The organism is Ascidiimonas meishanensis, from assembly GCF_037782385.1.
Taxonomy (GTDB): domain Bacteria; phylum Bacteroidota; class Bacteroidia; order Flavobacteriales; family Flavobacteriaceae; genus Ascidiimonas; species Ascidiimonas meishanensis.
This window is the reverse complement of record NZ_JBBEXD010000007.1, coordinates 139,813-160,327: the sequence shown is the minus strand read 5'-3', so window position 1 is coordinate 160,327 and position 20,515 is coordinate 139,813. Positions and strand designations below refer to the sequence as shown.

General features: G+C 35.5%; 17 protein-coding genes. 11 read left to right on the top strand and 6 right to left on the bottom strand.

Going from position 1 to position 20,515, the window contains the following annotated elements:
* Positions 1-66 precede the first annotated feature (66 nt).
* Both WBG07_RS14155 and WBG07_RS14150 read left to right on the top strand, forming a co-directional pair.
* On the top strand, positions 67-621 hold the full coding sequence (locus tag WBG07_RS14155; RefSeq protein WP_340202174.1) for a sigma-70 family RNA polymerase sigma factor: 555 nt from the start codon (positions 67-69) through the stop codon (positions 619-621).
* On the top strand, positions 602-895 hold the full coding sequence (locus tag WBG07_RS14150) for a hypothetical protein (RefSeq protein ID WP_340202173.1): 294 nt from the start codon (positions 602-604) through the stop codon (positions 893-895). Before WBG07_RS14155 ends, WBG07_RS14150 begins: the two co-directional genes overlap by 20 nt.
* Here the strand turns inward: WBG07_RS14150 and WBG07_RS14145 are convergent.
* Positions 888-1,703: a UbiA prenyltransferase family protein gene (locus WBG07_RS14145; RefSeq protein ID WP_340202172.1), complete on the bottom strand. Its 816-nt coding sequence runs from the start codon at positions 1,701-1,703 to the stop codon at positions 888-890. The genes WBG07_RS14150 and WBG07_RS14145 overlap by 8 nt on opposite strands.
* 139 nt (positions 1,704-1,842) lie before the next feature.
* Between WBG07_RS14145 and gcvP the strand changes: the two genes are divergently transcribed.
* The 4 genes from gcvP (at position 1,843) to WBG07_RS14125 (ending at position 7,333) form a co-directional block, all read left to right on the top strand.
* Entirely contained in the window at positions 1,843-4,695 is a 2,853-nt protein-coding gene (gene gcvP / locus WBG07_RS14140; protein ID WP_340202171.1) for an aminomethyl-transferring glycine dehydrogenase, read from the top strand.
* Between the two features lie 190 nt (positions 4,696-4,885).
* The gene (locus WBG07_RS14135) at positions 4,886-5,944 is read left to right on the top strand and encodes a 3-oxoacyl-ACP synthase III family protein (RefSeq protein WP_340202170.1); all 1,059 of its coding nucleotides are present in this window, start codon (positions 4,886-4,888) and stop codon (positions 5,942-5,944) included.
* 1 nt (position 5,945) lies between these two features.
* The gene (locus WBG07_RS14130; RefSeq protein WP_340202191.1) at positions 5,946-6,479 is read left to right on the top strand and encodes a class I SAM-dependent methyltransferase; all 534 of its coding nucleotides are present in this window, start codon (positions 5,946-5,948) and stop codon (positions 6,477-6,479) included.
* Entirely contained in the window at positions 6,476-7,333 is an 858-nt protein-coding gene (locus tag WBG07_RS14125; RefSeq protein ID WP_340202169.1) for a glycosyltransferase family 2 protein, read from the top strand. Before WBG07_RS14130 ends, WBG07_RS14125 begins: the two co-directional genes overlap by 4 nt.
* Here the strand turns inward: WBG07_RS14125 and pafA are convergent.
* Positions 7,330-9,054, bottom strand: coding sequence for an alkaline phosphatase PafA (gene pafA / locus WBG07_RS14120; RefSeq protein ID WP_340202168.1), 1,725 nt, complete (start codon positions 9,052-9,054; stop codon positions 7,330-7,332). The genes WBG07_RS14125 and pafA overlap by 4 nt on opposite strands.
* Positions 9,055-9,226: 172 nt before the next feature.
* Between pafA and WBG07_RS14115 the strand changes: the two genes are divergently transcribed.
* From WBG07_RS14115 to WBG07_RS14095, 5 genes are all read left to right on the top strand, one after another.
* Positions 9,227-9,964, top strand: a complete 738-nt coding sequence (locus tag WBG07_RS14115) for an MlaE family ABC transporter permease (protein ID WP_340202167.1) — start codon at positions 9,227-9,229, stop codon at positions 9,962-9,964.
* Complete coding sequence (locus WBG07_RS14110; RefSeq protein WP_340202166.1) at positions 9,964-10,731, top strand: ABC transporter ATP-binding protein; 768 nt, start codon at positions 9,964-9,966, stop codon at positions 10,729-10,731. The genes WBG07_RS14115 and WBG07_RS14110 overlap by 1 nt, the downstream gene beginning before the upstream one ends.
* A 107-nt stretch (positions 10,732-10,838) precedes the next feature.
* Positions 10,839-11,774 carry a prolipoprotein diacylglyceryl transferase gene (lgt, locus tag WBG07_RS14105; protein ID WP_340202165.1) on the top strand — a complete coding sequence of 312 codons (936 nt, stop codon included), beginning with the start codon at positions 10,839-10,841 and terminating at the stop codon, positions 11,772-11,774.
* Positions 11,774-12,268 carry a DUF192 domain-containing protein gene (locus WBG07_RS14100; RefSeq protein WP_340202190.1) on the top strand — a complete coding sequence of 165 codons (495 nt, stop codon included), beginning with the start codon at positions 11,774-11,776 and terminating at the stop codon, positions 12,266-12,268. The genes lgt and WBG07_RS14100 overlap by 1 nt, the downstream gene beginning before the upstream one ends.
* A gap of 18 nt (positions 12,269-12,286) precedes the next feature.
* Entirely contained in the window at positions 12,287-13,135 is an 849-nt protein-coding gene (locus WBG07_RS14095; protein WP_340202164.1) for an alpha/beta hydrolase family protein, read from the top strand.
* 58 nt (positions 13,136-13,193) lie between these two features.
* On the opposite strand, the gene secDF is transcribed toward WBG07_RS14095, so the two are convergent.
* The 4 genes from secDF to gyrB form a co-directional block, all read right to left on the bottom strand.
* Positions 13,194-16,181, bottom strand: a complete 2,988-nt coding sequence (gene secDF, locus WBG07_RS14090; RefSeq protein ID WP_340202163.1) for a protein translocase subunit SecDF — start codon at positions 16,179-16,181, stop codon at positions 13,194-13,196.
* Positions 16,182-16,324: 143 nt separating this feature from the next.
* The gene (gene mdh / locus WBG07_RS14085; RefSeq protein ID WP_340202162.1) at positions 16,325-17,260 is read right to left on the bottom strand and encodes a malate dehydrogenase; all 936 of its coding nucleotides are present in this window, start codon (positions 17,258-17,260) and stop codon (positions 16,325-16,327) included.
* Positions 17,261-17,353: 93 nt separating this feature from the next.
* Positions 17,354-18,361, bottom strand: coding sequence for a DUF6588 family protein (locus WBG07_RS14080; protein WP_340202161.1), 1,008 nt, complete (start codon positions 18,359-18,361; stop codon positions 17,354-17,356).
* Positions 18,362-18,458: 97 nt separating this feature from the next.
* A complete protein-coding gene (gene gyrB, locus WBG07_RS14075; RefSeq protein ID WP_340202160.1) occupies positions 18,459-20,399 on the bottom strand; it encodes a DNA topoisomerase (ATP-hydrolyzing) subunit B in 1,941 nt (646 codons plus the stop codon).
* Positions 20,400-20,515 lie beyond the last annotated feature (116 nt).

Below are 20,515 nucleotides of genomic sequence, written 5' to 3'. Positions count from 1 at the left end.
GTTTTAAATAAAATGTTTTCATCTTATTTATACGAATTACCTTATTTTTGATACAAATTTCATTGCATGAATCCCAAGCTATTAAAACCTAACCAATGGATAGACCTTTACGCAGATTATCTCTTTAATTACACAATTACGCGTGTAAGTGATTATGAGATAGCGCAAGATCTTGTTCAGGATACTTTTTTAGCCGCATTAAAGTCTGCAAAAAATTATAAGGGTGAGGCTTCTGAACGTACATGGTTGATTTCTATTTTAAAAAGGAAAATTATAGATCATTACCGGAAAATAAATTCCATAAAAGGAAAAGCAGAAGTTAAAATGGGCTATGTTAATGAAGAGGAATCCGAAGGAGATTGGCTTGAGAAAAAAGTGAAAGACCCTTATGACTTAAATGCGGAAAACTTAATTGAGAATGAAGAATTGGGTCTCGCTATTCATTCTTGTTTAAGCAAATTACCTGTTAAACAAGCAGATGTTTTCAAAATGAAAACCATTGATGGTTATGATACAGAAACCATTTGTAATGATTTAAACATCACAGCGTCTAACCTATGGGTAATTATTCATAGAGCTAGGACTTCTTTAATTGAATGTCTTGAAAAAAATTGGTTCTAAAGTTATGGAAGAAGAAAAAAACATAAAAATATTGTTTGTTGACTGTAAAGATGCCAGAGCTATTTGTGATAAAGCGCAATATGATGAAGCAAACATCTGGGAACTTTTTAAGCTTCAATTTCATAATGCATTCTGCAAAAGATGCAGTAAGCATACGGTAAACAATTCAAGATTAACTTCATTATGTTCCAAAGCTCATCTAAAAAGATTGGATAATGATGCTAAAGAAAAAATCAGAAAGTTAATGGAGTTAGAATTGAATAAATCTAAATAAAAACCAAAGTCAGTAACCATAAAAGAATAGGAATACTTTCTACCCAAAAAGCAGTAAAATAAAAAGATCTCGAGGTATTTGATAATTTCAACAAAACACTCAACACAGCCATGCTTATAAATAGCACTATCAACTGCTCAATTTGAAAGTTTGTTTTAAAAAGTTCTAATAAAATCAGTACTACCAATAATAGGTATCCCAGTTTTTTTGTTTTTTTTATTCCTAAATTCCTAGGTATTGTAATTAAATCTGCGGCATCACTTTTCATATCTCTTATTTCAAAGGGCAGTATGAGAACTATTACCAAAATAAATCTTTGCAAAAAGACAATCCAAACGTCAAAATTAATTAGAGACAAATTCTCGCTAAAGGGCAACAAAACTGTACTCCCAGACCACACTAAAGATACTGCGTAGACTTTTAGATTAGCAAAACTTCTGAGATTCTCTCCTTTACGGGTAAAAGGTAAAATATATAGCAGTGATATAATTACTAGCATACCTAAGAAAATAAGGTTATCAATGGACAGTTTGACCAAAAAAAAGATTAAAAAACTCCCGGCAATAAAGCTTATAATTTGAATAAGCTTTTCATACTTACTTTTTACAATAAAGTAACCTTTCGCACGACTTCCATATTTCATAAAATTATACATGACTATAGTACCAAAAAAAAGAACAAGAACAAGATTTCTTGTTTCAGGAATGTTCAAACTAATACAAGTAACTTTGTAAAAGGCAATTACAGCAAAAGCTACATGAATACTGGCATGAAGATAAAAATTGAAAATCAGTTTTAAATTTTGCATTAAACAAAAATAAAGAAACTGTTAACAAACGCTAATTTTGGTTAAAAACTTTAACTTAGTCAGCTTACGAAAACGTTAGAATACCAAAATTTATGTTGTAATTTTGCCCGCAAAGTATCAACTATACGCAGCTTTTCAAATGAAGACAGATTTGTTTGCATTACGGCATATTGGACCTTCCGCAGAAGACTTAAATGCCATGCTTCACACCGTAGGTGTAAAAGATTTTGAGCAACTTGTTCACGAAACTATTCCCAATGATATCAGGTTAAAGCAAAATCTGGATTTACCCGATGCCATGAGCGAACATGAATTTCTTACCCATATTCAAACGCTGGCAAGTAAAAACAAGGTCTTTAAATCTTATATTGGCCTTGGATATCACGAAAGTTTTACCCCATCGGTTATCAAAAGAAATATTCTTGAAAACCCAGGCTGGTATACAGCCTATACTCCCTATCAGGCAGAAATAGCTCAGGGGAGACTTGAGGCTTTACTTAATTATCAAACCATGATTTGTGATCTTACTGGAATGGAGATTGCAAACGCCTCATTACTTGATGAAAGTACTGCAGCAGCAGAAGCAATGACTATGCTTTATGAAGTGAGAAGCAGAACTCAAAAGAAGGGAAATGTAGCAAAATTTTTTGTTAGTGATCTGGTACTCCCACAAACTCTTTCATTATTAAAAACAAGAGCAATCCCTCTTGGAATAGAACTTGTTATTGGAGATCATGCAACCTTTAAAGTTGACGATAGTTTCTATGGAGTTTTATTACAATATCCTGGTAAATATGGAGAAATATTTGATTATAGTGATTTTGTTCATAAAGCAAATGAGTTAGAAATTCGTGTAGCGGTTGCAGCAGATATTTTAAGTCTAGTAAAACTAACTGCTCCTGGAGAATTTGGCGCCGATGTAGTTGTGGGAACAACACAGCGATTTGGAATCCCTCTTGGTTATGGAGGGCCACATGCCGCTTACTTTGCAACTCGCGAGAGTTTCAAGCGAAATATTCCAGGAAGAATTATTGGAGTTACAAAAGATACTAATGGAGATGTAGCATTGCGCATGGCATTACAAACCAGAGAGCAACATATCAAGCGAGATAAAGCTACTTCAAATATATGTACAGCACAGGTTTTATTGGCTGTTATGGCTGGAATGTATGCAGTGTATCACGGCCCAAATGGACTTCAATATATAGCAGATAAAGTGCATAATAGCGCGGTTACCTTGGCAAATGCCCTACACAAATTAGGATACCTTCAATCTAATACAGCATTTTTTGACACCTTGCGTATAAAAGCCGATGTTAATAAAATTAAACCTCTTGCTGAGGCTGCAGAAATTAACTTCTATTATATAGATAAAGAAACTCTCGCCATTTCCTTAAATGAAGCTACTTCTATTAAGGATCTTAATAATATTGTAAAAATCTTCGCATTGGCGTCTGAGCAGTCATTTAATCCTATCCAAGAATTAATAGAGACTCATAACAATTTTCTTGGTAAAACACGTACCTCTGCATTTCTTCAAAATAAAGTATTTAACACGTATCATTCTGAAACCGCTTTAATGCGATACATAAAATCTTTAGAAAGAAAGGATCTCTCTCTAAATCATTCTATGATTTCATTAGGCTCATGCACAATGAAATTAAACGCAGCTTCAGAGATGCTGCCTTTAAGCTGGGCACAATGGGCTAATATTCATCCCTTTGTTCCATTAGATCAGGCACAAGGATACCAAGAAGTATTAACATCTCTGGAAGAACAATTAAATGTAATCACTGGATTTGCCGGAACTTCATTACAACCTAATTCTGGTGCCCAAGGCGAATTCGCTGGCCTAATGGTTATTAGGGCTTATCATGCCTCTAATGGAGATAAACATAGAAACATCTGTCTTATTCCAGACTCAGCTCATGGTACCAATCCTGCCTCAGCAGTAATGGCTGGCATGAAAGTTATAGTAACTAAAACGGATGTACAAGGAAATATAGATGTTGAAGATTTAAGAAGTAAAGTTGAACTGCATAAAGAACATCTGGCAGCTTTAATGGTAACCTATCCTTCTACTCATGGAGTATTTGAATCTTCTATACGTGAAATAACGCATCTTATTCATACACACGGAGGTCAGGTTTATATGGATGGTGCTAATATGAATGCACAGGTAGGCCTTACCAACCCAGCCACTATTGGAGCCGATGTTTGCCATCTTAATCTCCACAAAACTTTTGCCATACCGCATGGTGGAGGCGGCCCAGGAGTGGGGCCTATTTGCGTTGCGGCACATCTTGTGCCATTTTTGCCTTCAAATCCTATTGTTCATACAGGAGGTAATCAGGCTATAACAGCCATCTCTGGCGCTCCTTGGGGAAGCTCATTGGCGTGCCTTATTTCTTATGGATATATTACTATGCTAGGTTCAAAAGGACTCACTGATGCTACCAAATATGCCATTCTCAATGCGAACTATATTAAAGAAAGGCTTGAGGGACATTATGAAGTGCTATACACGGGTGAAAAAGGACGTGCAGCACATGAGATGATTCTAGATTGCAGACCGTTTAAGAAAAAAGGAATTGAGGTTGTAGATATAGCTAAAAGGCTTATTGATTATGGTTTTCATGCTCCTACCGTTTCCTTTCCAGTGGCCGGCACCATTATGATTGAGCCTACAGAAAGTGAAAATAAAGAAGAATTAGATCGTTTTTGTGATGCTTTAATTTCAATTCGGAAAGAAATAAACGCTACTAGCTTAGATGAGCCAGATAATATTCTTAAAAATGCGCCACATACCTTAGCAATGCTTACAGCTTCAGAATGGCCTTTTAATTATTCCAGAGAAGAAGCTGCTTATCCATTACCTTATGTTCATGTAAATAAATTCTGGCCTTCGGTAAGAAGAGCAGATGATGCTTATGGAGATCGTAATCTTATATGTACTTGTGCCCCTATTGAGGCTTATGCTGAAACAGAATAGTCATAAGAAAAATCAATAATAATAAGACTTCCGGAGCTTTTTTCCGGAAGTTTTTTTTTTGAGGTTTCCGTAAATTATATTAAAAAATTACTTATCTATCAAATTGAACATCGTAATTTATACTATGCGTGCATAGTAATTTACGACACAAACATTATCTTTGATATACATCAATTATTCATGACTTTCTATGCAAATTAAAATCACAGGAACCGGAAGTTATATTCCATCTATTATTGAAGAAAATGAAAAATTCATTGACAACAGGTTTTTGAATGAAGATGGTTCTAACTTTTCACAAGAAAACCAAGTTATTATTGAAAAATTTAAAGCTATTACCGGTATTGGAGAACGTAGATATGCCAAAAAAACGCTCAATTCTTCAGACCTAGCCTTCTTTGCTGCCGAGAAAGCAATTAATGATGCAGGCATTGATCCAGAAGATCTTGACTATATAATAACAGCACACAACTTTGGTGACGTAAAATACGGTACTATCCAATCTGAAATGGTTCCTAGCCTTGCAAGCCGGGTAAAACATCACTTGCGTATTAAAAATCCATCTTGCGTAGCATATGATCTTATTTTTGGATGCCCTGGATGGATTGAAGGTGTTATACATGCACAGGCGTTTATAAAAGCTGGCATGGCTAATAAATGCTTAATAATTGGCAGTGAAACTTTGTCTAGAGTAATTGATAAACACGACCGAGACTCTATGATTTATTCAGATGGCGCAGGAGCAACCGTGATTGAAAAAAGTAATGAACCAGGAGGAGTTCTTGCACATGAAACTGCTACTTTCACTTATGAAGAGGCCCATTATCTCTTTTTTGGAAGGTCTTATGATAAAAATGAAAGTGAGAACACACGCTATATAAAAATGTATGGCAGAAAAATTTACGAATTTGCGGTTACAAATGTTCCTCAAGCTATGAAAAACTGCCTTGATAAAAGCGGAGCTTCCATTAACGACCTGAAAAAGATTTTTATACATCAGGCCAATGAAAAAATGGATGAAGCTATTGTAAAGAGATTCTACAAACTTTACGGTAAAGAAGTCCCTGAAAACGTAACTCCAATGAATATTCATAAACTTGGTAATAGTTCTGTTGCTACAGTACCCACCTTGTTTGACATGGTTAAAAAGGGTAAATTAGAACATCAGGAAATTAATAAAGGAGATCTTATTATATTTGCAAGCGTTGGTGCTGGTATGAATATCAATGCCATGGTTTATCAATATTGAGATGTACGAAAACAGTTTTCCTAATAAAAGATACCAACATACCATTTCATTTTTAAAAGAGCATATTGCTGTGCCCGCTAATATTCTGGATCTTGGAATTGAAAATCCTTTTTCCCTACTTATGACTGAGGCTGGCTACAATATAAAAAATACTTCCGGAGAAGATCTTGACCTTGACATCACAGCAGTAAAAGAAGATGGTTTTGATTTAGTAACTGCCTTTGAAATTTTTGAACATATGCTTTCGCCTTTCACCATTCTCAAGGAAATAAAAGCTCCTAAATTAGTCGCCACTATACCATTACGATTGTGGTTTGCGCCTGCATATAGAAGTAAAATAGATATGTGGGACCGGCATTATCATGAATTTGAAGATTGGCAATTTGATTGGTTGTTAGAAAAAGCAGGCTGGGAAATTAAGGCTCGAAAAAAATGGACAAATCCAGTGAAAAAATTTGGCTTTAGACCTTTATTGAGAACATTTACCCCAAGATATTATGCAGTTTATGCCGAACGGAAAAGCACCTTGTCTTGAATTATTATGTAATTATTCCGGCTCATAATGAAGAAGCCTTTCTCAAGAAAACCCTAGAGAGTTTGTTGAAACAAGTATTATTACCTGGGAAGGTCATCATTGTAAACGATCACTCAACAGACGGCACGGAAGCAATTATAGATAGTTATACCACAAAACATAACTTTATCTTTAAACACAACATTCTCTCTTCTGAGACGCACATGCCGGGAAGCAAAGTAGTAAATGCATTTAACAAAGGCCTCACATTAATTGATGCCGATTATGATTTTATAGTGAAGTTAGATGCAGATCTTATACTACCACCAAATTATTTTTCAGAATTAACCAAAATCTTTCAAGAACATCCGAAAGTTGGAATTGCTGGAGGATTTGCCTATGAATGTGAAGATGATGGTAAATGGATGTTAAATCACACTATGAGTACGGATCATGTGAGAGGCGCCTTTAAGGCCTATAGAAAAGAATGTTTTCAAAAAATTGGGGGCTTAAAGGCTTCTATAGGTTGGGATACTGTAGATGAGTTATTAGCTAGGTTTTATGAATTTGAAATTTTCACAGATCAAAAATTAAAAGTAAAACACTTGCGCCCAACAGGCACATCTTACAATAAAAAAGCACGCTATCTGCAAGGGGAAGCAATGTATAAAATGCGCTATGGTTTTACTATTTGCTTAATCGCATCTATAAAAATGGCACTTGTACAGAAAAAATTTCGCAGCTTACCAGATAATATTATAGGCTATTTAAAAGCTTGGATTAGTAAGAAACCTTTTATGGTAACCTCAGAAGAAGGCAAATTTATACGCACCTATAGAACTAAAGGGATCTTACAAAAACTAAAACTCATTTAATCTAAAATCTCTTCTATAGGATTGCCTATGGAAGCATTTGGAAAAGAAATCCCCAGTAAAGCTGCTATCGTAGGAGCAATATCCGTAATTTCAGTACGTTTTACAGTACTTCCCGTGTTAATCCCTTTTCCATAAAATAATAATGGAACATGGGTATCATAAGAAAATCCAGAACCATGAGTGGAGCCGGTTCTTGAATAGGATATCGTGGCTGGGTGTAATACATAAATAACATCACCAGAACGTTGGTAATTATACCCCCTCTGTAATTTGGACAATAAAGGTTGCGTATAACTTTCGGTGATCATTTGTTCTTTTGTATAAACTCCAATTACTCCTTTAAATTTTTCTACTGTCGCAACAATACTTTTGATTACCTGATCAAGATTTAACTTTTCTACTTCAATCTTAGCGTGATCAATAAATATCTGATCATTATACACCTTAAGTACTAAATCTTTTACGTTGTAAGTTTTCTCTAAGTTATTTGATATTACCTTTGCATATTCTCGAGTATCTACATATCCTGCTGGTATTTTAAGAGATTCTAAATATGCAGGTACATTTACACCTCCATGGTCTGCGGTTAAAAAAACACTATATTCTCCAACTCCTACTTTTTCATCAAGTGTTTTTAGAAGTCTTTCTAATTCTAAATCCAAACGAATATATGTATCCTGAACTTCTTTACTATTCACCCCAAATTGATGCCCCACATAATCAGTACTTGAAAAACTAATCGCGAGAAAATCTGTAATACTATCTTTTCCCATTTCTTCTGCCTCTAGCGCTGTCAAAGCAAAATCCAAAGTTAATGAATTCCCAAAGGGAGATGATTTTAGAATGCTAAATCCATCATTTTCTTTACTTAATTTTTTAAGGTTATGCGGAAATACGGGCGCTTTTTCTCCCATAAATGCACCTTCAAAATCTGAATTATCAGAACCGCTTTCTACATAACTCTCTATAGGTAAAAGCGTATTCCAAGTTTTAAGATAGCTCTTCGCTTTTCCAGATTTATTAAAAGTTTTCACCCATTCTGGTAACTCCTTTAAATAATAATCGCTGGTAATCCATTTGCCTTCATCATAACCTTCAAACCAATAAGCTGCATTAGCTGCATGCCCCGCAGGTAAAATAGCTCCTCTATCCTTAAGAGCTATTCCAATTACTTTACCCCTTTGTTGTGTTGCCAATCTTAATTGATCTGTTATGGTGGATGTCATCAATCTAGAAGGTGCCATTTTTCCAGCACCAGAATTACAACCCACAGAGTTGTAGTTATTATCTCCTGCGCAATAGACCATCTCATTAGTTGTCTTATCAAACCAATCATTACCTATAATACCATGATAGGCAGGAGTAGTTCCAGTATAAACTGAAGCATGACCAGGCCCTGTATAGGTAGGGATATAATTAAAATGATTATTTCTACAATTAAAGCCCTCAGCAACCAACCTTTTGAAGCCTCCGTTTCCATAGTGATTCCAAAACCTAGTCAGATAATCATATCGCATTTGATCTACGACAATTCCTACCACCAATTTTGGTTTTGAATCTATTTGAGAGGCCTCCTTTTGAACCTTACTAATAAGACTTATAACTCCTTTCCCTGCATTAACAGGTTCTAGTTTTTGCCCGGTAATCGATTGAAAACCAGCAAGAATAATCACTAGAGAAATAACAATTTGCAAAAAGGAATATTTAATTTTTTTTAACATGAACATTTATTTTGACTTTCAACAAGATATTTCAATTAAACCAGCACACTACCACTTGTTTTAATGTAGAGGTTATGAGCTGCAAAAATAATAGAATCTATCCTCATAAACTTTAAATTGTAGTTAAAAGAACCTAGGATTTTTTTTATACTTTAGTGCTCTAAATTTATCCATGACCTATATTGAAAATATTGGCAGTTATTTTTTAATGATCCAAAAGGTTTTTAATAAACCAACTAAGTGGGTTATTATGAAAGATTTGATCTTGAAGGAGATTGATGATCTCATTTATGGTTCATTAGGCATCGTTATTTTCATCTCTTTTTTTGTAGGAGGTGTGGTTGCCATTCAGACAGCTTTAAACATAGACAATCCTTTAATTCCTAGATATTTAGTAGGTTTTGCAACGCGCCAATCCGTAATTCTAGAATTTGCACCTACCTTCACCTCTATAATAATGGCAGGTAAAGTAGGTTCCTATATCACTTCTAGTATTGGAACGATGAGGGTGACTGAGCAAATAGATGCCTTGGAGGTGATGGGGGTAAATTCATTGAATTACCTTGTGCTCCCCAAAATAACAGCCTTATTGCTATACCCTTTCCTAATTTCCATAGGAATGTTCTTAGGCATTTTTGGAGGATGGGTAGCAGGTGTTTTTGGAGGTTTTAGTACCAGTGCTGAGTTTGTGCAGGGATTACAGGTTGATTTTAAGCCCTTTCACGTATTCTATGCCTTTCTCAAAACCTTTGTCTTTGCATTCATATTAGCTACTGTACCTTCTTTTCATGGATTTTATATGAAAGGTGGTGCCTTAGAGGTAGGAAAAGCGAGTACAACGGCCTTTGTATGGACTAGTGTGGTTATCATTATTCTAAACTATATATTAACCCAAATGCTTTTAGGATAATGATCAAAGTAGATAATTTACATAAGTACTTTGGTGAAAATCATATTCTTAAAGGAATTTCTACCACCTTTGAAAAGGGTAAAACCAATCTCATAATTGGGCAAAGTGGTTCTGGTAAAACAGTCTTCCTCAAATCACTTTTAGGTCTCTTTACTCCAGAAAAAGGAAGTATTATTTATGATGGGCGTGAATACGCCAATCTAAACGATGATGAGCGTACAGAATTAAGGCAGGAAATGGGAATGGTTTTTCAGGGAAGTGCTTTATTTGATTCAATGACTGTGGAACAGAATGTTATGTTTCCCCTAAAGATGTTCACCAAACAAAGCCTAGAAGAGATGCAGGAACGAGCAAACTTCGTTTTAGAACGTGTCAACCTAGTAAATGCTCACAAAAAATTTCCATCAGAAACCTCAGGGGGAATGCAAAAAAGAGTTGCCATTGCCAGAGCTATCGTAAACAAGCCTAAGTATCTTTTTTGTGATGAGCCCAACTCTGGATTGGATCCAAAAACTGCTATTCTCATTGACGATCTTATTAAAGAAATTACGGAAGAGTATAATATTACAACTGTGATTAATACGCATGATATGAACTCTGTTATGCAAATAGGTGAAAAAATTGTATTCCTAAAAGATGGAATTAAGGAGTGGGAAGGCTCTAAAAAGGAAATCTTTAAAACCGATAATGAGGCTGTCACCAATTTTGTATACTCCTCTGATTTATTTAAAAAAGTTCGTAAAATGTATCAGGAAGAAGATATTTGATTATTACATCTCCCATTACACATTTATATCTTACAAAATCTGCATTCGTTTTTACACTTTTCTTAGCATTCAAATTGCTATATTTATAACTTAAAATTAAACCTTCTATGTACTTTTTAGGAATCACTTGGAATCCAGATAAAGCATTATTCGAAATAGGGTCTTTTCAACTACGCTACTACAGCTTGATGTTTGTAGTTGCATTTGGATTAGGATGGTATCTCATGAAAGGAATTTTTGACCGAGAAAAACAGCCTATTGAAAGGCTGGATACTCTTTTTGTTTATATGGTAGTTTCTATTTTAATAGGAGCCAGGTTAGGCCATGTATTTTTTTACGATTGGGATTACTTTCAAGACCATCTACTTGAAATTATTTTACCTTTTCGCTTTGAGCCAAAATTTACGTTTACAGGATTTACCGGATTAGCGAGTCATGGCGCAGCAATTGGTGTAATTGTTGCCATGTATTTATATCAGAAAAAATTTCCAGACATAAAATTATCATGGATTTTAGACAGGGTAGTTATTCCTGTAGCCTTGGGAGGTGTTTTTGTTAGATTGGGCAATTTTATGAATTCTGAAATTAATGGTAAAGTAGTGGAAGACTCTTATCCTTTAGGTGTTCGTTTTCTGCAAGACGAAATAAGTCCAAGGGAAGCCATACAAATTACTGGTGAAAAATCAGTTTCGGTAGCTTATGATCTGATTGCTTCAGACCCTACATATGCAGACATTCTTAACGGATTAGCATATAGACATCCAGCACAACTTTACGAGGCTTTCTTTTATATTTTTGTATTTATTATATTATGGTTTGTGTATTGGAAAACCGAAAAAAGAAAGCAACCTTGGTTTCTTTTTGGGCTCTATTTAACACTGCTTTGGACCGTTCGTTTTTTCGTAGAATTCGTTAAGGAAACACAAGGAGGATTTGAATCTGCATTCAATCAAGCACTATCTACCGGTCAACTGCTAAGTATCCCCTTTGTAATTGCTGGCATCTATTTTATGTTTAAATCTAGCAAAAAAGCTATCGTGTGATGAGAATAGTTATTTTCTTTTTAAAACTCATTATAGGCTGTTTACTAATTTTAAACCTCTCTTGCAAAAAAGAATCTGCTAATACAAAGGTAATTGTTCAAGAAGTAACTTTTACAAAAGAGGGGGATCTTCAAATCATGAAACCAGATAGTACGCTAGTTGTGCAATTAGAAATAGAAATTGCAGACAACGACTATGAAATACAAACTGGATTAATGTATCGTAAAAAAATGCAAGAAAACAGGGGTATGCTTTTTATTTTCCCAAACGAAGAGCCTAGGTATTTTTATATGAAAAATACCGAAATAGCTTTGGATCTTTTATACATAGATGCGAATTATAAAATAGTAAGCATTATGAAGAACACCCAACCTTTTGATGAAAACACACTTCCTGCAAGTGCGCCAGCAAAATACGTTTTAGAAGTAAATGCTGGGTTTACCGATAAAAAGAAAATTTCTAAAGGTGATCTCGTTAAATTCACCAAAGATTAAAGGAATCTACTGGTTATTATGGAGCTTGTTCCTTTAAAAACTTCCTTAGGACATGTACTACATGTAGTAAAATATAAGGGGCAATCTAAAAAAGCTTCCTTTGTAATTTCTTCAGCTACTGGAGTATTACAAAAGTATTACCACAATTTTGCACTTCACCTGCAACAAGAAGGATATACGGTTTATACTTTTGATTATTATGGGATAGGTGATTCTGGTGGAAACGAAAAAGACCTAAAAGAAAACACTGTTACTCTTAGTGATTGGTCTAAAATAGATCAAGCTTCTGTGATTGAATTTGCAAAAAAACAAACTCCAGATAGAAAAATATATCTTGTAACACATAGTATTGGAGGGCAACTTTTTGGACTCAATCCAAATCACCACATGGTAGACAAAGTTCTTATGGTTGCTTCACAAAGTGGTTATTGGCGCTATTACAAAGGCATTCATTATCCTAAAATGTGGTTGTTTTGGCACGCTCTTATTCCTAGTTTAACCCCTTTATTTGGATATTTCCCTTCAAAAAAACTAGGTTTATTTGAGAACATTCCAAAAAATGTAGCCTATGAGTGGATGCGTTGGGGGAAACACCCCTGCTATATGCTAGGACACCTTTCAAATGATGCTCATTTTTTCGATAAAATTAAAATTCCCATAAAAATACTTACGTTTCCTAGAGATATATATGCTCCTGTTGCTGCAGCCAAGTGGCTTGGGCTACAATTCCAAAATGCACAGGTTACACATCAGCATATTATTCCTGAAATAGAAAACCTTCCAGAAATAGGCCATTTTGGTTTTTTCAGAACAAAGTTCAAAGACAGTCTTTGGAAGGGAACTATAGATTGGTTTGAATCCAATTAAAAAACCATCTGCACTTTCGCACAGATGGTCTCTCTAATTTGAACACTATTAAATATTACTATTTTTCTTTCTTAGCAATCTCTATTGCACCTTTTTCTTTTAAGGTATCAAACATTACCGGAGTCGCAATAAATAAAGAAGAATACGTACCTACAATAATACCCACAATCATTGCAAACATAAATCCTTGTAATGATTCACCACCAAAAATAAAGATGGTTAAAAGTACTACCAAGGTAGTTAATGAGGTGTTTAATGTTCTTCCTAAAGTATTATTTAGCGCCAGATTGGTGTTTACACCGCCTTTCCAGCCTTTTTCATTTATAATCTCACGAATACGGTCAAATACGACCACGGTGTCATTCAATGAATATCCAATTACCGTAAGGATTGCCGCTATAAATGCTTGATCAATTTCCATATTAAAGGGCATGAACTTATACGTAAGCGAAAAGATTCCTAGTACAATTAAAATATCATGAAATACTGCCGCAACTGCTCCTAACGAGAATTGCCATTTACGGAAACGCAACAATATATAGATAAATACTACTGCCAGCGAACCTAAAACTGCCCAAAGTGCACCTTTTTGAATATCATCTGCAATGGTAGGACCTACCTTTATAGATTGTAAAATACCTACCTTACTATCTTCTCCTCCAGTCACAAAGCTATTATAAGTAGTTGCATCTGGTAAATATTTCTGAAGTGACGTAAATAATTTTTCCTGAATCTCTTCATCCACTTCTGTTCCTTCTACATCCACTTTATACTTGGTAGTTACTTTAATTTGATTATCTCCTCCAAAAGTTTTCACTTCGGCACTTCCAAATACAGCCACCAGTTCTTCAGCTATTTCAGAAGGGCTTACCGCTTTTTCAAAACGGATTTGATAAGACCTACCTCCCGCAAAATCTACTCCAGGATTTAGTCCGTTCGTTGCTAGAGAGAATAAACCTATGGCTATTAAAATTCCTGATATAACATAAGCAATCTTACGCTTTGCAAGGAAATTGATATTTATATTCTTGAATAAATTTTTGGTGATTGCAGTAGAAAAGTCCAGCTTTCGCTTTCCTTCTTTAATGTAGCTTTCTAACATTAATCTCGTGATGAAAATAGCACTAAACAAAGAGGTTGCAATACCTATTAATAAAGTAGTTGCAAAACCTTGAATTGGCCCCGTTCCAAAAATCAAGAGTATTAATGCAGTAAGACCTGTTGTGATGTTTGCATCTAAAATAGATGATAATGCATTGTTGAATCCATCAGCGGTAGCTTGCTTTACACCTTTACCTTTGGTGAGCTCTTCTTTAGCACGCTCAAAGATAAGTACGTTTGCATCTACAGACATACCAATAGTTAATACAATACCAGCAATACCGGGAAGCGTAAGTACTGCTCCTAATCCTGCAAGCACTCCAAAGATTAACAAAATATTGAAAACCAATGCCACATCTGCAAAAATCCCCGCTTTACCATAGTAAAACACCATCCAAATCAATACAATACTCATCGCGATAAGAAAAGACATCAAACCACTGTTAATAGCTTCTTGCCCAAGAGATGGCCCTACTATAGCAGATTGAATAATATCTGCAGATGCAGGTAATTTACCTGCTCGCAAGACATTTGCAAGGTCAATCGCTTCATTTAAAGAGAATTCCCCAGTTATCTCAGAGTTACCGCCAGAGATCGCTCCTTTAGAGACTCCAGGAGCAGAATAAACAATATCATCAAGCACTATGGCAATATTACCTCGCTCTGTATATGCTTTACCCGTTAATTCTTCCCATGCTTTGGCTCCCTTACCATTCATTTGCATTGAAACAGCAGGATTGCTTCTTCCATCATAGGTTTGTTGTGCATCAACAACCACACTTCCACTTAGTGGAGCTTCATTTTCACGATTGGTTTTAAGTGCATACAATTCTACCGTTTCTTCATTTTCACTTACCTTACCCCAAACAAATCTAGCATATTGTAAATCTGCTGGTAATAAATCTTTAGCTTCTTTACTTTTAAGGTATCCATTAATAGTAGCGGTATCTTTAGTAGCAAAAGAAGAAAGAATAGGAGATCCTTGTACACCTCCGCTCACTCTTAATCCAAAAAGAGGATTGGACTTCTGTACATCTAGTGAATCTTTTCCAATATCAGATAATAAGGAATCAATATCTGAGGTAGTTTCTTCGAGTTCTTCCTGAGCAATATCTTCTTTTTGTTGATCTAATACTTCTGCCAATTTCTGGTCTAAAGCACCTAAATACGGCCCTATTTCTTCTGCTTTAAACGTTTCCCAAAACTCAAGTTGGGCAGTACTTTGTAAAAGTTTCCTTACCCTATCTACGTCTTTAGCTCCAGGAAGTTCTACTAAAATTCTTCCTGAATTTCCTAATCGTTGAATATTAGGTTGGGTTACCCCAAATTTATCAATACGCTTACGAAGAACTTCAAAGGCAGAAATTACAGACTCGTCAATTTTTCTACGGATGATAGGCTTCACTTCCTCATCTTCCATTTGAAAATTAATTTCGTCGCTGAGAGAGCGATTCGCAAAAATATCTGGTGAAGCCAACTTGGTATCCCCTTTTATCTTGTCAAATTCTTGAAAGAATAAATCAAGATACGTTTCATCACTATTTTTTGATGCGAGATCTGCATTAGCAAGTGCGTTGTTAAATGCAGGATTTTTAGAGTTAGCAGCAAGACCTTTAAGAATATCTTTTACAGATATTTGAAGTATCACATTAATCCCTCCTTTAAGGTCAAGACCTTTATTGAGCTCCTTTTCCTTAGATTCATTATACGTAAAACTTGCAACACCAAGATTTAATACCTCTTCATTTCCAATAGAGTCTAGATATCTTACTTCTGCTGCCTTTCTCTTTGACACATAATCCTCTTCAGTATCTGCTATTTCATTGGTAGCAAATACTGCTGCTTCATCTTCTATTTTATTCGTTACGAAAGTAAACGACAACTGGTAGATACTAACGATCCCAAATAAAATAGCAAAAAGCCTTACAAGTCCTTTATTTTGCATTCTTCAATTTATTTAAATTGTCAATTTTAAAAAACGAGCAAATATATAATATACCATAGGATTAACCAATTTATTTAAGGGTTTTGTTTAACAAAAAAAGCCGCAATAAAGCGGCTTTTTACTGTTTTATTTTTGGCAGTACATTATTTCAAAATATCTTTCAAAGCGCCATTCATATTGCGAACAGCCACTGCGCTTTTGGCAAACAATTCTTTTTCTTGAGCATTCAAATGCACATCTACGATTTCTTCTACTCCGTTTTTACCAATAATACAAGGAACTCCAATACAAATATCATTCTCACCGTATTCCCCTTCAAGATAAACAGAGCAAGGAATCATTCTTTTTTGATCGTTAAGTATACTATCTACCAGATAAGATACAGAAGCTCCCGGAGCATACCATGCAGACGTTCCAAGTAATTTAGTAAGGGTAGCTCCTCCTACCATGGTACTAGCGGCTACTTTTTCTAATTCTTCTGCGGAAAGATAATTAGAAACAGGCTGACCGTTATAAGAAGCCAGACGAGTTAAAGGAATCATAGTGGTATCTCCGTGACCACCTATTACCATTCCGTGCACATCATTTGCGGGTTTATTAAGCGCAAGAGATAGGTAAGTCTTAAATCGAGAACTATCTAATGCTCCGCCCATACCAATAATTCTATTTTTTGGAAGACCTGTAGCTTTTAAAGCTAAATAGGTCATCGTGTCCATTGGATTTGATACTACTACAATAATTGCATCTGGTGAAAACTTCAAAATACTTTCTGCAACACTTTGCACGATACCTGCATTAATCCCAATAAGTTCCTCACGGGTCATCCCCGGTTTTCTTGGTATTCCTGAGGTAATAACTACCACATCACTACCTTCTGTTTTAGCGTAATCATTGGTAACGCCTACTACTTTAGTGTTAAAACCAAGTGTGGTTTGTGTTTGCATAATATCAAGGGCCTTCCCTTCAGCAAAACCTTCTTTAATATCTAACAGAACTATCTCACTAGCAATTCGTCGGTAAGCAATCGCATCCGCACAAGTGGCACCCACATTCCCGGCACCTACTATAGTAACTTTCATGTATCTAAGTTTTTAATGAATTAGTAATTTAATTAATACAAAATTACTCGAAATACTTACAACACGAAAGGATTCTCAAGCTAAAAATAGCATTTACCTAAAACCAATGCCTATACCTAAACTTACCGTTGTAAACTGTGCAAAAGTCACATCTGAATTAAGTCTAAAAAACCCAAGTTTTAAACGGGCACCCAATGTACCCCTCACCCCAGAAACATCACTACTTACTGAAAAAGGATCTTCAATGGTTTGAGTTGCTAAAACACCTGATTGCACTCTATAAGTACCTTTCAAATCATTAGTTGAATTTCCAGTAATATATCCAAGACCGCCATATACATTAAAAATGGGTAGCTTGGTTGATACAATAGCTTGAAAAGCCCATGAATTTGTTGTATTTTCTATTCGTTGATTATCTCCGTCTACTATTGAAGTGTCTGTGAAATCATAGGTTCCATCAAGTCTGGTATAACCTATTAACCCTGAGATAGCCACCGGTAAGATTTTATTTGCCGGTAATAAAGAAGTGAATTCGTATTGTAAACCAACTCCGTATAAACCAGCTTCAACATCATTTGTTTTTACTTTAGGAAAATATCTTGCTTTCAGTTCAATTCCTTTAATTAACCCCATACTTACCTGAAGAAATGCACTAGGAACAAAATTAATATCTCCAGAACCCAATCCTGTGGGTAGATCAAATACGGCATCATCTGAACTTCCTGGTAATGGTCCTTCTGCTACTACGGTTACACCTTCAATGTCTCCAAAAGCAGTAGAAACACTTTTGGAAGGACTTCCATCCTGAAAACGTAAGTTTTCATAATCGGCCGTGTTTAAAACAAAGGATTTATCTTCATCCTTAACAAAAGAGGCATTACCTACTATAGTAACTTCAAATCCGAAGAGTTTTTTAGACTTTCCGCTGTTGAACCAGCCGTTGTTCAAATTATGAACAATCCCTTCGCCAGAAGGCTCTAAATAAGTATTGGTAAAACGTTTGGCATCATTTAAACCAGCTGATAGAAGATCTTCTATATTTTCCTGAGCATTTATGAAACCTATCATCAAGAAGGCACATAGGTAAATTAATTTTTTCATGATATTTTCAGATTTGTGGATTGTAAAGATATAAAAATAAGAAAAACCATGAATTATCATGGTTTTTCTTATTTAGCAAGTAATATATTACAATTTATTATGCGTCTATATTTGCATACACTGCATTTTTTTCAATAAACTCCCTACGAGGAGGTACTTCATCTCCCATTAACATGGAGAAAACTCTATCTGCTTCGCTACCACTATCAATGGTAACTTGTCTAAGTGTTCTAAAATCAGGATTCATCGTTGTATCCCAAAGCTGCTCTGCGTTCATTTCACCGAGTCCTTTGTAACGCTGAATTGCAGCACTCCCTCCAAACTTCTCATTAAGTTCATCACGTTCTTTATCATTCCAAGCATACTCCTTTTTATTTCCTTTTTTAACTAGGTATAAGGGAGGTGTTGCGATGTACACATGTCCATTTTCAACAAGTTCCCGCATGTATCTAAAAAAGAACGTAAGTATTAGGGTAGAGATATGAGATCCGTCTACATCGGCATCACACATAATAACTACTTTATGATATCTTAATTTTTCTAAATTCAAGGCTTTACTATCCTCTTCGGTACCTATTGTTACTCCGAGTGCTGTAAAAATATTTCGTATTTCCTCATTCTCAAATACCTTATGCTGCATTGCTTTTTCAACATTTAGTATCTTACCTCTTAATGGCAATATTGCCTGAAAGTTTCGGTCACGACCTTGTTTAGCAGTACCCCCTGCAGAATCTCCCTCAACAAGAAAAACTTCACATTTTTCAGGATCTTGCTCAGAACAATCTGATAATTTACCGGGCAAACCGCCACCACTCATCACCGTTTTTCGCTGTACCATCTCACGGGCTTTGCGCGCCGCATGCCTAGCTTGAGCAGCAAGAATTACTTTTTGCACAATTATCTTAGCATCATTTGGATGCTCTTCAAGGTAATTTTCTAACATTTCTGAAACCGACTGGGAAACGGCAGAAGTCACCTCTCTGTTTCCTAATTTGGTTTTAGTTTGTCCTTCAAATTGGGGTTCCGCCACTTTTACAGAGACAATGGCTGTTAGTCCTTCTCTAAAATCGTCTCCAGCAATTTCAAATTTAAGCTTGTCCAACATACCAGAAGCATCTGCATACTTCTTTAGAGTTGTAGTTAGTCCTCTTCTAAAACCTGAAAGATGGGTTCCACCTTCATGCGTATTAATATTGTTTACGTAAGAATGTAGGTTTTCATTAAACGAGGTATTGTAGACCATGGCTACTTCTACTGGAATTCCATTTTTCTCTCCCTCCATGGAGATCACATCACCAATAATTGCCTCTCGGTTACCATCTAAAAAACGTATGAATTCTGGCAGACCTTCTTCAGAGTGAAATGTTTCACCTTCAAAACTACCATCTTCTTTTTTAAATCGTCTATCTATAAGTATAACGGTAATCCCTTTATTTAAATAGGAAAGTTCACGCATTCTACTCGCGAGTGTATCATAATTATATTCTACCGTTTGCTGAAATATAGATGTATCTGGTTTGAAAGTAACTATAGTACCCGTTTTATCCGTTTCTCCAATAGGTTTAACAGGATAAAGTGACTTTCCTTTTTCATATTCCTGCTCATATATCTTACCATTTAAGTGAACCGTAGCTCTTAGGTGTTCTGATAACGCATTTACACAAGAAACACCCACGCCATGCAAACCACCAGAAACTTTATAAGAATCCTTATCAAACTTCCCTCCTGCTCCAATTTTTGTCATTACCACTTCCAGCGCAGAAATTCCTTCCTTCTTATGCATGTCTACCGGAATCCCTCTACCGTTATCTTCTACAGTAACCGAATTGTCTTCATTAATAATTACGGTAATCAGGTCACAGTGTCCTGCCAGCGCTTCATCAATTGAATTATCAACCACTTCATATACCAAATGATGTAGACCTCTAGTTCCTACATCTCCAATATACATAGAGGGCCGCATACGAACATGTTCCATTCCTTCCAGCGCCTGAATACTGTCCGCTGAATAACTATTCTTCTTTGCTTCTTCGCTCATAAAATGTCAGGTTATTTTTTGATAGTTTGTCAAACAGACAAATATAAGAAATCATGAGTGATTTTGCGGGTTTGAAGGCTCTTAACCCTGTGAAGTTATCAACAATTTACTGTGAA

Excerpts from the sequence above, each read along its gene's own strand:
- gcvP (WP_340202171.1), top strand. The coding sequence starts at position 1,843 with ATGAAGACAGATTTGTTTGCATTACGGCATATTGGACCTTCCGCAGAA.
- WBG07_RS14115 (WP_340202167.1), top strand. The coding sequence starts at position 9,227 with ATGACCTATATTGAAAATATTGGCAGTTATTTTTTAATGATCCAAAAG.
- WBG07_RS14110 (WP_340202166.1), top strand. The coding sequence starts at position 9,964 with ATGATCAAAGTAGATAATTTACATAAGTACTTTGGTGAAAATCATATT.
- WBG07_RS14130 (WP_340202191.1), top strand. The coding sequence starts at position 5,946 with ATGTACGAAAACAGTTTTCCTAATAAAAGATACCAACATACCATTTCA.
- WBG07_RS14145 (WP_340202172.1), bottom strand. The coding sequence starts at position 1,703 with ATGCAAAATTTAAAACTGATTTTCAATTTTTATCTTCATGCCAGTATT.
- WBG07_RS14155 (WP_340202174.1), top strand. The coding sequence starts at position 67 with ATGAATCCCAAGCTATTAAAACCTAACCAATGGATAGACCTTTACGCA.
- WBG07_RS14080 (WP_340202161.1), bottom strand. The coding sequence starts at position 18,361 with ATGAAAAAATTAATTTACCTATGTGCCTTCTTGATGATAGGTTTCATA.
- mdh (WP_340202162.1), bottom strand. The coding sequence starts at position 17,260 with ATGAAAGTTACTATAGTAGGTGCCGGGAATGTGGGTGCCACTTGTGCG.
- WBG07_RS14135 (WP_340202170.1), top strand. The coding sequence starts at position 4,886 with ATGCAAATTAAAATCACAGGAACCGGAAGTTATATTCCATCTATTATT.
- lgt (WP_340202165.1), top strand. The coding sequence starts at position 10,839 with ATGTACTTTTTAGGAATCACTTGGAATCCAGATAAAGCATTATTCGAA.
- WBG07_RS14100 (WP_340202190.1), top strand. The coding sequence starts at position 11,774 with ATGAGAATAGTTATTTTCTTTTTAAAACTCATTATAGGCTGTTTACTA.
- gyrB (WP_340202160.1), bottom strand. The coding sequence starts at position 20,399 with ATGAGCGAAGAAGCAAAGAAGAATAGTTATTCAGCGGACAGTATTCAG.
- WBG07_RS14095 (WP_340202164.1), top strand. The coding sequence starts at position 12,287 with ATGGAGCTTGTTCCTTTAAAAACTTCCTTAGGACATGTACTACATGTA.
- pafA (WP_340202168.1), bottom strand. The coding sequence starts at position 9,054 with ATGTTAAAAAAAATTAAATATTCCTTTTTGCAAATTGTTATTTCTCTA.
- secDF (WP_340202163.1), bottom strand. The coding sequence starts at position 16,181 with ATGCAAAATAAAGGACTTGTAAGGCTTTTTGCTATTTTATTTGGGATC.